Origin of the sequence: Pseudomonas sp. Y24-6 (genome assembly GCF_020295325.1) — a bacterium.
GTDB classification, from domain to species: Bacteria; Pseudomonadota; Gammaproteobacteria; order Pseudomonadales; family Pseudomonadaceae; genus Aquipseudomonas; species Aquipseudomonas gregormendelii.
On the sequence record NZ_JACBXG010000002.1, the window covers coordinates 174269 to 187151 of the forward strand.

Annotated in this window: 15 protein-coding genes and 1 other RNA gene; 7 read left to right on the top strand and 9 right to left on the bottom strand. The window is 60.4% G+C overall.

Going from position 1 to position 12883, the window contains the following annotated elements; all coding sequences use genetic code 11:
• Nucleotides 1-4: 4 nt before the first annotated feature.
• The 6 genes from HYI44_RS04490 to HYI44_RS04515 all read right to left on the bottom strand — a co-directional run bounded on the left by HYI44_RS04490 (nucleotide 5) and on the right by HYI44_RS04515 (nucleotide 6055).
• A complete protein-coding gene (locus HYI44_RS04490) occupies nucleotides 5-1009 on the bottom strand; it encodes an extracellular solute-binding protein (protein ID WP_045059644.1) in 1005 nt (334 codons plus the stop codon).
• A 235-nt stretch (nucleotides 1010-1244) separates the two neighbouring features.
• The gene (locus HYI44_RS04495) at nucleotides 1245-2462 is read right to left on the bottom strand and encodes a 2-octaprenyl-3-methyl-6-methoxy-1,4-benzoquinol hydroxylase (RefSeq protein WP_225568987.1); all 1218 of its coding nucleotides are present in this window, start codon (nucleotides 2460-2462) and stop codon (nucleotides 1245-1247) included.
• 8 nt (nucleotides 2463-2470) lie between these two features.
• Nucleotides 2471-2956: a DUF4442 domain-containing protein gene (locus tag HYI44_RS04500; protein WP_122841057.1), complete on the bottom strand. Its 486-nt coding sequence runs from the start codon at nucleotides 2954-2956 to the stop codon at nucleotides 2471-2473.
• The gene (ubiH, locus tag HYI44_RS04505) at nucleotides 2949-4136 is read right to left on the bottom strand and encodes a 2-octaprenyl-6-methoxyphenyl hydroxylase (protein ID WP_045059647.1); all 1188 of its coding nucleotides are present in this window, start codon (nucleotides 4134-4136) and stop codon (nucleotides 2949-2951) included. The genes HYI44_RS04500 and ubiH overlap by 8 nt, the downstream gene beginning before the upstream one ends.
• Entirely contained in the window at nucleotides 4133-5467 is a 1335-nt protein-coding gene (gene pepP / locus HYI44_RS04510) for a Xaa-Pro aminopeptidase (protein WP_045059648.1), read from the bottom strand. The genes ubiH and pepP overlap by 4 nt, the downstream gene beginning before the upstream one ends.
• A gap of 27 nt (nucleotides 5468-5494) precedes the next feature.
• Nucleotides 5495-6055 carry a YecA family protein gene (locus HYI44_RS04515; protein WP_045059649.1) on the bottom strand — a complete coding sequence of 187 codons (561 nt, stop codon included), beginning with the start codon at nucleotides 6053-6055 and terminating at the stop codon, nucleotides 5495-5497.
• Nucleotides 6056-6278: 223 nt separating this feature from the next.
• Here HYI44_RS04515 and HYI44_RS04520 point away from each other — a divergent pair, with 223 nt between their 5' ends.
• From HYI44_RS04520 to HYI44_RS04535, 4 genes are all read left to right on the top strand, one after another.
• Nucleotides 6279-6488, top strand: a complete 210-nt coding sequence (locus HYI44_RS04520) for a TIGR02449 family protein (RefSeq protein WP_003213954.1) — start codon at nucleotides 6279-6281, stop codon at nucleotides 6486-6488.
• Complete coding sequence (locus tag HYI44_RS04525; protein ID WP_007942435.1) at nucleotides 6485-6802, top strand: cell division protein ZapA; 318 nt, start codon at nucleotides 6485-6487, stop codon at nucleotides 6800-6802. The genes HYI44_RS04520 and HYI44_RS04525 overlap by 4 nt, the downstream gene beginning before the upstream one ends.
• A gap of 30 nt (nucleotides 6803-6832) precedes the next feature.
• Nucleotides 6833-7011, top strand: a non-coding RNA gene (gene ssrS / locus HYI44_RS04530) — 6S RNA.
• An 84-nt stretch (nucleotides 7012-7095) separates the two neighbouring features.
• The gene (locus tag HYI44_RS04535; RefSeq protein WP_225568872.1) at nucleotides 7096-7710 is read left to right on the top strand and encodes a 5-formyltetrahydrofolate cyclo-ligase; all 615 of its coding nucleotides are present in this window, start codon (nucleotides 7096-7098) and stop codon (nucleotides 7708-7710) included.
• A 108-nt stretch (nucleotides 7711-7818) separates the two neighbouring features.
• On the opposite strand, the gene HYI44_RS04540 is transcribed toward HYI44_RS04535, so the two are convergent.
• Nucleotides 7819-7971, bottom strand: a complete 153-nt coding sequence (locus HYI44_RS04540; RefSeq protein ID WP_122841054.1) for a hypothetical protein — start codon at nucleotides 7969-7971, stop codon at nucleotides 7819-7821.
• 194 nt (nucleotides 7972-8165) lie between these two features.
• Between HYI44_RS04540 and HYI44_RS04545 the strand changes: the two genes are divergently transcribed.
• Complete coding sequence (locus HYI44_RS04545; protein ID WP_122841053.1) at nucleotides 8166-8615, top strand: EVE domain-containing protein; 450 nt, start codon at nucleotides 8166-8168, stop codon at nucleotides 8613-8615.
• A gap of 106 nt (nucleotides 8616-8721) precedes the next feature.
• Here HYI44_RS04545 and HYI44_RS04550 read toward each other — a convergent pair whose 3' ends face one another.
• On the bottom strand, nucleotides 8722-9129 hold the full coding sequence (locus tag HYI44_RS04550; protein WP_045059652.1) for a flagellar basal body-associated protein FliL: 408 nt from the start codon (nucleotides 9127-9129) through the stop codon (nucleotides 8722-8724).
• 150 nt (nucleotides 9130-9279) lie between these two features.
• Here HYI44_RS04550 and HYI44_RS04555 point away from each other — a divergent pair, with 150 nt between their 5' ends.
• Together HYI44_RS04555 and glpT are read left to right on the top strand one after the other, a co-directional pair.
• The gene (locus HYI44_RS04555; RefSeq protein WP_122841051.1) at nucleotides 9280-10257 is read left to right on the top strand and encodes an NADPH:quinone oxidoreductase family protein; all 978 of its coding nucleotides are present in this window, start codon (nucleotides 9280-9282) and stop codon (nucleotides 10255-10257) included.
• Nucleotides 10258-10630: 373 nt separating this feature from the next.
• Entirely contained in the window at nucleotides 10631-11980 is a 1350-nt protein-coding gene (gene glpT / locus HYI44_RS04560; protein ID WP_122841050.1) for a glycerol-3-phosphate transporter, read from the top strand.
• Here glpT and HYI44_RS04565 read toward each other — a convergent pair.
• Nucleotides 11956-12624: a gamma-glutamylcyclotransferase gene (locus HYI44_RS04565; RefSeq protein ID WP_122841049.1), complete on the bottom strand. Its 669-nt coding sequence runs from the start codon at nucleotides 12622-12624 to the stop codon at nucleotides 11956-11958. The two genes, glpT and HYI44_RS04565, sit on opposite strands and share 25 nt — an antisense overlap.
• Nucleotides 12625-12883: the final 259 nt, after the last annotated feature.

Genomic DNA, 12883 nt, shown 5'->3' on the forward strand with positions numbered 1-12883 from the left:
CGACTCAGTTCCAGCCAGCCCGATCCATCATCCGGATCGCTTCCGCCTGACGCTTGCCGGCAATTTCCACCGGCAAGGTGTCGGCGACAAACTTGCCCCAGCTCGCCACTTCAGCGGACGGCGGCACAGCCGGGTTGGCCGGGAATTCCTGGTTCACGTCAGCGAAGATTTTTTGCGCTTCAGGGGTCGTCATCCATTCCACCAGCGCCTTGGCCGCCTCCGGGTGTGGCGCATGCTTGGTCAGGCCGATACCCGACAGGTTGACGTGCACCCCGCGATCCCCCTGGTTAGGCCAGAACAGCTTTACCGCCAGGTCCGGCTTCTGCTTGTGCAGGCGGCCGTAGTAGTAGGTGTTGACGATGCCCACATCGCATTGGCCGGCGTTGATCGCTTCCAGCACGGCGATGTCATCGGAGAAAACGTCGGTGGACAGGTTGTTCACCCAGCCCTTGAGGATCTGCTCGGTTTTGTCGGCGCCATGGACTTCGATCATGGTCGCGGTCAGGGACTGGTTGTAGACCTTTTTCGCCGTGCGAAGGCACAGGCGCCCTTCCCAGTTCTTGTCGGCCAGGCCTTCATAGGTGGTCAACTCGCCGGGTTTCACTCGCGTCGTCGAATAGGCAATGGTCCGCGCTCGCAGGCTCAGGCCGGTCCAGGCGTGGGCCGACGAGCGGTACTGCAAGGGGATGTTGGCGTCGATCACTTTGGAGGTGAACGGTTGCAGGATGCCCATCTGCTCCGCTTGCCAGAGGTTGCCGGCATCGACGGTGAGCAGCAGGTCGGCCGTGGCATTCTCGCCTTCGGCCTTGATCCGCTGCATCAGCGGCGCTTCCTTGTCGGTGATGAATTTGACCTGCACCCCGGTTTTTGCGGTGTAGGCATCAAAAACCGGCTTGATCAGCTCGTCGATACGCGACGAGTAAACCACTACCTCATCGGCAGCCTGGGCGATGGTGCTGCCGATCAGGGTCAGGGCGAGTGCGGTCAGTAGACGCTTCGGTGCCAACATGGGAGGGTTCTCTCGATTGAAGTGTGAGGCGAAATGATAAGGACTCACATTTGCCTTCTCAATCGATGAGTGGGTGGAGGAGTTACCAGATGTTGCATGGCTGCGATCTGTCGTAGGAGCTGCCGAAGGCTGAGACTTTTGATTTTTGCTTTTCCGCGAACCAAACACATTCAAGATCAAAAGTCGCAGCCTTCGGCAGTTCCTGCAAGATCTTGCCCTTCGCCCCAACAAAGGGTCAGATCCTGGCCAGCGCCGGCAAATCCCCGGTCAACCCCAGCGCCTCGCGCACGAACAGCGCCTTCGCCTCGGGCATCTGGTCCACCAGCTTCAAACCGGCATTGCGCAACCAGCGCACCGGCAACGGATCGGCCTGGAACAAACGTTCAAAGCCTTCCATCGCCGCCATCAGCGCCAAGTTGTGGGGCATGCGCCGACGCTCGTAGCGGCTCAGAACCTTCGGGTCCGCCAGGCGCTCGCCGCGCTCGAGCGCTTGCAGCAGGACCTCCGCCAGTACCGCTGCATCGAGGAACCCCAGGTTCACGCCCTGGCCAGCCAGCGGGTGAATGGTGTGGGCTGCATCGCCAATCAATGCCAGGCCTTCAGCGACATAGCGCTTGGCATGGCGCTGGCGCAATGGCACGCATACGCGTGGATCGGCACCCAGCACGGTGCCGAGTCGACCTTCGAAGGCCCGCTCCAGTTCGCGACAGAAACCTTGTTCGTCCAGCCCCATCAGCCGCTCGGCTTCGCCGGGGGTGGTCGACCACACAATCGAGCACCAATCCTGCTGACCGTCGCGTTCCAACGGCAGGAAGGCCAGGGGCCCATGGTCGGTGAAGCGTTGCCAGGCGGTCATCTGATGTGATTGGGAACTGCGCACGCTGGTGACGATCGCGTGGTGCAGGTAATTCCACTCGCGCGTGGCCATGCCGGTCAGGCGCCGTACCGCCGAATTGGCGCCATCGGCAGCGATCACCAGCGGTGCGCGCAACGTGCGACCGTCGGCCAGGGTCAGCAACCAGTCATCCCCGGAACGACGCATCTGCTCCAGGCGTGCATTGGCCAGCAGGCCAAGGTCACAGTCGTGCAGGCGATCGAGCAAGGCATCCTGAACCACGCGGTTTTCGACAATGTGCCCAAGCACTTCGGCGTGAACACTGGCCGCCGAGAAGTGAATCTGCCCGGTGCCACTGCCGTCCCATACGTGCATGTCGGTGTAGGGGCTGGTGCGCCGGCTGGCGATGCCATCCCAAACACCCAGACGCTCCAGAATCCGCTGGCTGGCGGCCGACAGGGCACTCACCCGCGGCTCGAACGGCGCCTGGTTGTCGAAGGGTTTGACGCTCATGGGGCTGCCGTCCAGCAGCAGCACTTCCAGCCCGCTGCCCTGTAACGCCAGCGCCAGGGTACTGCCGACCATTCCGGCCCCGACAATCAGCAGATCTGCGCGCATTTCCATGCTTATGCCTGTCTCGCTTGCGGCTTGAGCCGCACGTAAAGGGTTTTGCCGACCCGCGCCACCAACTGGCCGGCGCCGTCATGAATATCGACCTGCAACTGCGGCAGGTATTTTTTGCCATCGGCCGTTTGCCGGCGGATCTCATCGAGCAAGGTATCGTCAATGGTGAACCGGGCGAATACCGGGCCCTTGCCGGGCGCAATGAAATCGATATCGGCGGCCTTGTCCCAGACGATGTACCGGTGACCGAGGTTCTCCATCAGCATCAACATGAAAAACGGATCGACCATCGAATACAGGCTGCCGCCGAACTGGGTCCCGACATAATTGCGGTTGTACCAGCCCAGCCCCATGCGCACCCGCACGTCACGAAAGTCATCGCTGATGTGCTGCACACGGACGCCGGCACCGAGGTACGGCGGGTACAGGGTCATCGCCCAGCGCATCAGCCGTGCCTTGCCAAAATTTTTGCTCAACCAGTCAAGCATCGGGACGGGTACCCAGTCCCATGGCCTGCCGGGCGAACCAGCGCTTGGCCGGCGGCAGCAGGTCCAGGCCCAGCAGGCCGAGATTGCGACCCAGGGAAACCAGTGGCTGGGTGCTGCCGAACAAGCGAGTGACCTGGTCCGAGAAGCCGACCGTCAAGTTTTGATCCAGGCGCTGACGCTCGCGGTAAGCCTGCAGGGTGGCGAAATCGCCGGGGGCTTTTGCGCTCGCCAGCAGCGCATCGGCCAGGGCCTGGGCATCACGCAGCGACAGGTTGAAACCCTGGCCGGCAATCGGGTGCAGGCTATGTGCCGCATTGCCGAGAATTGCCAGGTGCGGACGCACCTGCTCCTCGGCCTCAATCAGCGTCAAAGGGTACAGATGTCGCGCACCGACCTGCTTGAGGGTGCCAAGGCGATAACCGAAAACACCCTGCAGCTCACTGAGGAATGCACGCTCGTCCAGCGCCGCCAGGCGCTGCGCGTCCATCCCCTGGCGCGTCCAGACCAGTGCGCAGCGGTTGTCCGGCAATGGCAGCAATGCCATCGGGCCGTCGTCGGTAAAACGCTCGAACGCCACGCCGTTATGGGATTCACTCGGGGTGATGTTGGCAATCAGCGCGCTCTGGTTGTACGGACGCTTGCGGATGCCCACGCCCAATTGCTCGCGCAGCCCGGAGCGACCACCATCAGCCAGCACGGCGAGGTCGCATTCCAGGGTGGTTTCATCGTTGAGGGTCAGGCGATAACCATCGGTTAGCGGCTCCATGGCGGTGACTTCCGCCGGACAGCGCCATGTGATGACGTCCTTGTCCAGCGCTTGCCACAGGCACTGTCCAAGCCAGGCGTTCTCCACCACATAACCCAGCGCCGGCACGCCCTCCTCCATCGCCGACAGGCGCGCGGTAGAGAAGCGGCCGCGGTCAGAGACGTGGATCTGCTTGATCGGCTCGGCGCGGCGGGTAATCTCCTGCCACACGCCCAGCCGTTGATAAATCTGTCGGGCGCCGTAGGACAGCGCCGAGGAACGCGCATCATAGCTTGGCTGGTAGGTGTCGCCGGGCGCAAACGGCTCGATCAGCACGATCTTCCAGCCACGGGCCTTGGCTCCAGCCTGCAACGCCAGGGCCAGACTGGCGCCGACCAGGCCACCCCCGATGATTGCCAGGTTTGCCCGACTCATGCCGCTTGTGCCCGTGCGGCAGCCATCAAGGCCTCGATCTCGGCGACCGTCTTCGGTACGCCTCTGGTCAGGATTTCACAACCGGTCTTGGTCACCACCACGTCGTCCTCGATGCGCACGCCAATGCCGCGCCATTTTTTCGCAACTTTCTGATTGTCCGCGGCAATGTAGATGCCCGGTTCCACCGTCAGCGCCATGCCGACTTCCAGCACCCGCCACTCGCCGCCAACCTTGTACTCGCCGACATCATGCACATCCATGCCCAGCCAGTGCCCGGCGCGGTGCATGTAGAAAGCCTTGTAGGCTTCGCTGGCAATCAGCTCATCGACATCGCCCTGCAGCAGACCCAACTCCACCAGGCCCGAGGTGATTACCCGCACCGTAGCTTCGTGCGCCTGGTTCCAGTGTTTGTTTGGCGCAATTTCGGCGAACGCGGCTTCCTGGGAAGCCAGCACCAGTTCATATATCGCCTTCTGTTCAGCCGAATACTTGCCATTCACCGGCCAGGTGCGGGTGATGTCGCTGGCGTAGCAGTCGATCTCGCAACCGGCGTCTATCAGCACCAGATCGCCATCCTTGAGCAGCGCGTCGTTCTGCTGGTAGTGCAGGATGCAGGTGTTGCGCCCCGCGGCGACAATCGAGCCGTAAGCCGGCATCTTCGCCCCGCCTTTGCGGAATTCGTAGTCCAGCTCGGCTTCCAGGCTGAATTCGTAAAGACCGGGCCGACTGGCCTGCATCGCACGAATATGCGCCTGGGCGGAAATCCGTGCGGCCTCGCGCATCACCTTCACTTCTGCCGCCGATTTATACAGGCGCATGTCGTGCAGCAGATGATCCAGGGCAACGTATTCGTTCGGCGGCTGGGCGCCCAGGTGGGCCTTGGAGCGGATCACGTTGATCCAGTCCATCAGGTGCCGATCGAATTCCGGATTGCTGCCCATGGCCGAATACACCCGGTCGCGCCCTTCGATCAGGCCCGGGAGGATGTCGTCTATGTCGGTAATGGGAAACGCATCGTCGGCGCCAAAGTCGCGGATCGCGCCTTCCTGACCCGCACGCAGGCCGTCCCACAACTCGCGTTCGGCATTGCGCTCACGGCAGAACAGAATGTACTCGCCATGTGACCGCCCAGGCATCAGCACCAGCACGGCCTGGGGCTCGGGAAAACCGCTCAGGTATTGGAAGTCGCTGTCCTGACGGTAGACGTGCTCCACGTCACGATTGCGAATGGCCACCGCTGCAGCGGGCAGGATGGCAATGCTGTTGGGCTCCATCTGCGCCATCAGGGCCTTGCGGCGACGGCTGTATTCCGATTTCGGGATATGAATCATGGGCAGATGGCTTTCCCTGGCAGACGATTAATGCAGTGACGGCTTGGCGGCAGCCGGCGCATCCGGCTTCCTGGTTTCGGAGAACAGCAGCAGCGGTGCTACTCGCAGGTACTCCATCACTTCCATGTAATCGCTTTCGCCGTCGTCGGACTCTTCCAGGGCGTCCTGCACCTGGGAAATGGCTGCCAGATCCTGTAACACTTCTGTGGCTTCGGTGCTCAGCATGCTGCTGTCACGGCAGTTCAAGCCAAAACCGCTGAGGAAACCCTGGCACCATTGGCCCAGCGCGGCGGCGCGGTCAGCCAATGGTTCGTCATCGGTCGGCAGCAGCAGAACGACGGTAACGTCGTCGCCGGTGAGCTCGCCTTTGACCATCTCCTGCAAGCCGATCAAGGCGTTGCGGACGTTGTCCTGAGGCTCGCTTTCCAGCAGCTCGGCGGCATCGATCAGCCACTCGTCGGCATTGAAGCCGGCACCGGCGCAGCTACGGCCGAGCAACAGCCCGTGGAGCTCAGCGGGCGAGACGTTATGCCCGCTGGAAGTCAGCAGGGTGGCGAAGGCTTGGTACGGGGAATTCTGAATGGGCATGGGCAGCTAGGCGCCAGACGGCGCTATGTCTAGAATGAAGGCCTTGTATCCTACATCGACTCCTCTGCAGGAGCGAGCTTGTTCCGGGCGGCGATCCGACGATGGTCGCAAACGATAACGCGGTGTACGTGACACCCCCCGCAGCGTTCTCGGGTTCATCGTCGGATCGCCGCCCCGACCAAGCTCGCTCCTGCAGTCCGACACCCATCAGACAGTGAAGACAATGGAAGACACCGACCTGCAAGCGCTGATGGCCAGACTCGAGTTGTTAATTAACCGGGTCGAGCAACTAAAGAGCCAAAACGGACTCCTATTAGCTCAGGAAAAGACCTGGCGCGAGGAACGCGCGCACCTCATTGAAAAAAATGAAATCGCTCGGCGTAAGGTCGAATCGATGATTTCGCGCCTCAAGGCCCTGGAGCAAGACTCATGAGTTCAAGCAATAGCGTTACCGTGCAGATCCTCGATAAAGAATATTCGATCATCTGCCCCCAGGAAGAGCGCAGCAACCTGGTGAGCGCCGCCCGTTACCTGGACGGCAAGATGCGCGAGATCCGCAGCAGCGGCAAAGTCATCGGTGCCGATCGCATTGCCGTGATGGCCGCGCTGAACATCACGCACGACCTCCTGCACAAGGAAGAACGCCCGGATGTACAGGCCAGCGGCTCGACCCGCGAGCAGGTTCGCGACCTGCTCGATCGTGTCGATCTGGTGCTCGCTACCGATCCGGACGTCACCAAGGGCTGATTCGTGTGACTGCTTGGGGTATACTCGCATCACTCCCTGGGGTGCTTGCCAGTTGACCACGTCCCTGAGCCGATTCGCACTACCCTGGAGGTTGCACGTTGGGCTGGTGTGCATGTCCGCTAGACGGAAAGCCTTAAAGCCTACTGCATCTTCCACCTTGAACTTTCGGGTTCAAGGGCTAAGTCAGCAGCGGTTCATCCGGGGAGCCTGATTCCAGTCCGATGCCGGTTTCGTTACCGGCATCGGCTTTTTTACGGGTACGATTTAGTCACCCGACCCGCGAGCCCGAATTCATGACCGAACCTGCGCTGCTGCCCCGCCCGCAACTTCGACGCATGCTGCGCAAGGCTCGCCGCGCACTGACTCCCAGTCAACAACGCCAGGCCGCTCGCGGGCTGTATAGGCAACTGGCCCAGCATCCGCTGTTTCGCCGCGCAAAACATATCTCGCTCTACTTGCCCACCGACGGTGAAATTGATCCGCGCCTGCTGCTGCGTGCGGCTCAGCAAAGGGGCAAAGTGACGTACCTGCCAGTGCTCAGCGCCTGGCCACGCACGCGCATGGTGTTCCAGCGAATTCGCCCCGGGGAAAAACTCAAGCCCAACCGCTTTCGCATCCTCGAGCCCCGAGCCAACCTCGCTTCGCAGCGCAAAGTCTGGACGCTCGACCTGGTCCTGCTGCCATTGGTCGGTTTTGACGCCGTCGGCGGACGCCTGGGCATGGGTGGCGGTTTTTATGACAGGAGCCTGGCGTATCTGGCACGCCGCAAAAGCTGGCGCAAGCCGACGCTGCTGGGGCTGGCTCATGAGTGTCAGAAAGTCGAGCGACTGGCTCAAGCGAGCTGGGATGTGCCGCTGCAGGGAACGGTAACGGACAGGGGCTGGTATTTCGCAGGTACCGCACCGTAGGAGCAAAGCTTGCTCACGATAGCGATCTTTCAGGCAGTTGGATGTTCAATGTGACGCCGCCGTCGCGAGCAAGCTTTGCTCCTACAGGTGCGGCGTCCGGAAATCAGATCAGCGCTTGAAGGCCGACGGCTGTTGCTGCTGGGTCAATTCCATAGGAGCGTCAGTCTTGTTGCTCCACAGACTTTGGGCATAACCGGTGGTCACGACGCCGAGGCCGAACAAAATAACCAAAATCCATAGTAAATCCGGTTTGCGTTTCATCGATTGCCCCCCAAAGGCATATCAACACGATGACAGCAGCGGTTTCCGTTGTAGGCCGTGCAGCAGCGTCAAGCTAAGAAGGCCGGCATTTTGCGACAACGGGACCCTACACGCAAACGCTGGCGTCAACCGACTGTCGGTTTGTCATAAAATTGCCCGACAACTTGCCCACTGACTTCGCAAGGAGCAAAACCATGGCCTATTGGCTGATGAAATCCGAGCCAGACGAACTGTCCATCAAGGACCTGGCAAAGTTGGGCACTGCGCGCTGGGACGGGGTTCGCAACTATCAGGCGCGCAATTTCCTGCGGGCCATGACGGTAGGCGACGAGTTTTTCTTCTATCACTCCAGTTGTCCGGAACCGGGGATCGCCGGGATCGGCAAGATCATTGCAGCCGCATACCCGGACCCTACGGCTCTGGAGCCTGAAAGCCATTACTACGACCCGAAGGCCACGGCCGAGAAAAACGCCTGGAGCGCGATTGATGTCGCCCATGTGGAGACGTTTGCCAAGGTGTTGAAGCTGGACTACCTGAAACAGCAGGCGGCGCTGGCCGAGATGCCGCTGGTGCACAAAGGCTCGCGGCTGTCGGTGATGCCGGTTACCCCTGAGCAATGGGCGGCGGTGATTGCTTTGCGCTAATACACAAAGATCGCAGCCTGCGACAGCGCCTTCAGGCGTTCGCGCTCACAGACAGGAACTGCCGCTGGCTGCCATCTTTTGAGGTTTAAATCAGACAAAGAAAGGCTTACTGGATAATAAGGTTGTTGAACAACAGATCCTCAACCACCGGCTTGCCCGTCTCGTCATTCATGATTTGCTGGGTCTGCTTCAAGGCTTCCTGACGCAGTTTCTCCTTGGCCTCCACATTGTTCATCGCCTCGGTCGTCTGCTGCGCGAACAACGCCACCAGCTGATTGCGAATCAACGGCTCGTTGGCCTTCACCAGCTTGGTCGCCTCATCCCCAGTGACGCGCAAGGCGACATCCGCCTTGTAGACCTTGAGCTTGGGAGTGCCGTCCAGGCCGTAGTTGCCCACAAATGGCGGGGTCAGGGTGATGTAGTTGACCTTCGGCGCTACTTCTTCCTTGGCTTCTTCGGCCATCGCTGCCACCGGCAGACACAGGGCCAGCATCAATACGGTCCACGCTTTCACAATTCGCTCCTTATCCGGTTTGCGGCCTAGCATAACGACCCGCTGTGTCAGCACAAGCTTATGGCTGACTATCAGGGCGAGGCATGCTCGTTGACCCGTTGACTCACACACCTACACTTATCGGCCATCACTCCCAAAGGAATAGCCCTGATGAAAGCCGTGCTGTGCAAAGCCTTCGGCCCTGCCGAATCGCTGGTGCTGGAAGACGTCGCCAGCCCTGTCGCAAAAAAGAATGAAATCCTGCTGGACGTGCACGCTGCCGGGGTCAATTTCCCGGACACGCTGATCATCGAGGGCAAATACCAGTTCAAGCCGCCCTTCCCGTTTTCCCCTGGTGGCGAGGCGGCTGGCGTAGTGAGTGCGGTCGGTGAAAAAGTCAGCCATCTGAAGGTCGGTGACCGCGTCATGGCCTTGACCGGCTGGGGCAGTTTCGCCGAGCAGGTGGCGGTGCCAGGCTATAACGTGTTGCCGATTCCGTCGTCGATGGACTTCAACACCGCCGCAGCGTTCAGCATGACCTACGGCACTTCAATGCACGCGCTCAAGCAAAGAGGCAACCTGCAGCCGGGTGAAACCCTGCTGGTACTGGGCGCCTCCGGAGGGGTCGGCCTGGCCGCCGTGGAAATCGGCAAAGCCATGGGCGCACGGGTGATCGCCGCCGCCAGCAGCGCGGAAAAGCTTGCAGTGGCCAAGGCGGCCGGCGCAGATGAGCTGATCAACTACAGCGAAACCAGCCTCAAGGATGAGATCAAACGCCTGACCGATGGCCAGGGCGCCGACGTGATCTACGACCCGGTCGGCGGCGACCTGTTCGACCAGGCCATCCGCGCCATCGCCTGGAACGGCCGCCTGCTGGTAGTGGGTTTTGCCAGTGGGCGTATTCCGGAACTGCCGGTGAACCTTGCGTTGCTCAAGGGCGCAGCGGTAGTCGGGGTGTTCTGGGGCTCGTTTGCCCAACGCCAGCCGCAAGACAACGCGGCGAACTTCCAGCAGCTGTTTGGCTGGTTCGCTGAAGGCAAATTGAAGCCTCTGGTGTCGCAGGTGTATCCGCTCAGCAATGCGGCACAGGCAATCAATGACCTTGGACAGCGCAAGGCGGTCGGCAAGGTGGTGGTGCAAGTTCGCTAAAGCTCTGGAGCGGTCTGGCCTGGACCCACCCCGTCCAGGTCAACTCCTCAGCCGGACTTCCTCCATGAATCGATTCGCGAACGGCTTCCTGCATCGTTTACAGGCCGAAAAACCGAAAAAGAACGTAATGACTTCCGGTACGCACGCAGGACATTTCCCCTGAAACCTGGCTAAAGCGTGCGCCCGAGTGCGTGAGCGCGGCCAAAGCAATCCTTCCTGCAACGTCCTTCATTTATGCCTGAGCGACATGTTCGTAAAAGAACATGCGATCTCGAACATTTCCGCTGTTTGGTCGATGGCAACCGGTGCTATTTTCGGTAACGAAACTGTAACATTCGCATCCGCAGTCAAAACAAGAATCTGGAGCTCTTGAATGTTTGCTTTCTTTCGTCCTGCCGCACATCAGGCTCCTTTGCCTGAAGACAAAATAGACAGTACTTACCGACGCCATCGCTGGCAGATCTTTGCCGGTATCTTTATCGGCTACGCCGGATACTACCTGCTGCGCAAAAACTTCTCATTGGCCATGCCCTACCTGATCGAAGAGGGTTACACCCGCGGCGAGCTGGGCCTGGCGCTGTCTGCCATCGCCATTGCCTATGGCCTGTCGAAATTCCTGATGGGCATCGTCTCCGACCGCTCGAACCCGCGCTTCTTCCTGCCGTTCGGGCTACTGGTGTCGGCCGGGGTCATGTTCATTTTCGGTTTCGCGCCATGGGCAACGTCCAGCGTGACCATTATGTTCATCCTGCTGTTCATCAACGGCTGGGCCCAGGGCATGGGCTGGCCGCCGAGTGGCCGGACCATGGTCCACTGGTGGTCGCAAAAGGAACGCGGCGGCGTGGTGTCGCTGTGGAACGTGGCGCACAACGTCGGCGGCGGCTTGATCGGCCCGCTGTTCCTGCTGGGCATGGGCCTGTTCAATGACTGGCATGCGGCCTTCTATGTGCCTGCAGCCGTAGCCTTGGCCGTGGCGGTATTTGCCTTTGCCACCATGCGCGATACGCCACAATCGGTCGGCCTGCCGCCCATCGAGAAGTACAAGAACGATTATCCGGAAGGCTACGACGCCAGCCATGAAGAAGAATTCAGCGCCAAGGAAATCTTCGTCAAGTACGTGCTGCGCAACAAAATGCTCTGGTACATCGCCCTGGCCAACGTCTTCGTCTACCTGCTGCGCTACGGCGTGCTGGACTGGGCACCGACCTACCTCAAGGAAGCCAAGGGTTTCACCGTTGATAAAACCTCGTGGGCGTACTTCTTCTACGAGTGGGCTGGTATCCCGGGCACGCTGTTGTGCGGCTGGATGTCGGACAAGATCTTCCGCGGCAACCGCGGCCTGACCGGCATGGTGTTCATGGCACTGGTGACCGTGGCCACTCTGGTGTATTGGCTGAACCCGGCCGGAAACCCGACCGTCGACATGATCGCGCTGGTTTCGATCGGCTTCCTGATCTACGGACCGGTCATGCTGATCGGCCTGCAGGCACTGGAACTGGCGCCGAAGAAGGCAGCCGGTACGGCGGCGGGCTTTACCGGCCTGTTTGGCTACCTGGGTGGATCGGTGGCGGCCAGTGCGGCGATGGGCTACACGGTGGACCACTTCGGCTGGGACGGCGGCTTCGTGCTATTGATCGGCGCGTGCCTGCTGGCCATGGCCTTCCTGGCACCCACGCTGTGGCACAAGCAAGTGGCCAGTCAGAGCCGCGAAGCGGTCGCCTGATCCACTGAGGACTTGCAGCGCTTGAGCCGCGCCTCCAGATTCCGGTCTGGCATGGCGTGGCTACGCAAGGCGTGGGCGGTCTGCTCGACGTAATCGCGAGTAGTGCCGTAGCGCCCGCAAGCATTTTCGAATACCTGACTCAGCACGTGGTCCGGCAAGTTGCCGGCGTAGCTGGGCAAGTGTCGCTCCAACACGAACCCCAATGCCTGGACCTGACTTCCGTCTTCGAGACGGCAGTTGAGCCAGTGTGGGCGATAGGAAGGGAATGGCATTTCACGCTGCCAGAGCGCATACAGCGAGGCATCCAGCTGTTCTTCCGGCAGGCGATAGGCGAAGCCGCTGCAGGAGCCGCCGCGATCCAGGCCGAATACCAGCCCGGGCACTTCAGGCGTGCCGCGATGCTCGTGCGACCACAGGTACAAACCGCGATGATAGCCATGCACCCGACCGCGTACCCGCTCTACAGCCGGGCACTCGGGCCGCCAGATCAAGGAACCGTAAGCGAACAGCCATACCGGCCCACCTTTGTGGCGCGCCATGGTGGACTGCATCGAGCTGAGCAATTGTTCGTGAGTGAGCTGCGGCCCCAGATCGAGCTGCGGAGGGTAAGCCAGATTCAGAAAAGCAGATTCAATGGCGCTCATGGCGATTAGCGTTCAGCTCCCCGCGAGTGAAGAATTACTTAATAGAACGCACCGCTGTAACAATAAGGCACATATGTTTTAAGGCAATTTAAGTGCCATGGCAGAGTTCTTAAATGATTGCCTTGATGAGATATAACCTACCGGTATTTATAATAATCTATAAATACCGATCAGCTATATAGGAGGTTATAAGGATACAAAGCGTAGGAGCTGCCGAAGGCTGCGATCTTTTGATTTTCAAGGCAAAGTCAAAAGATCG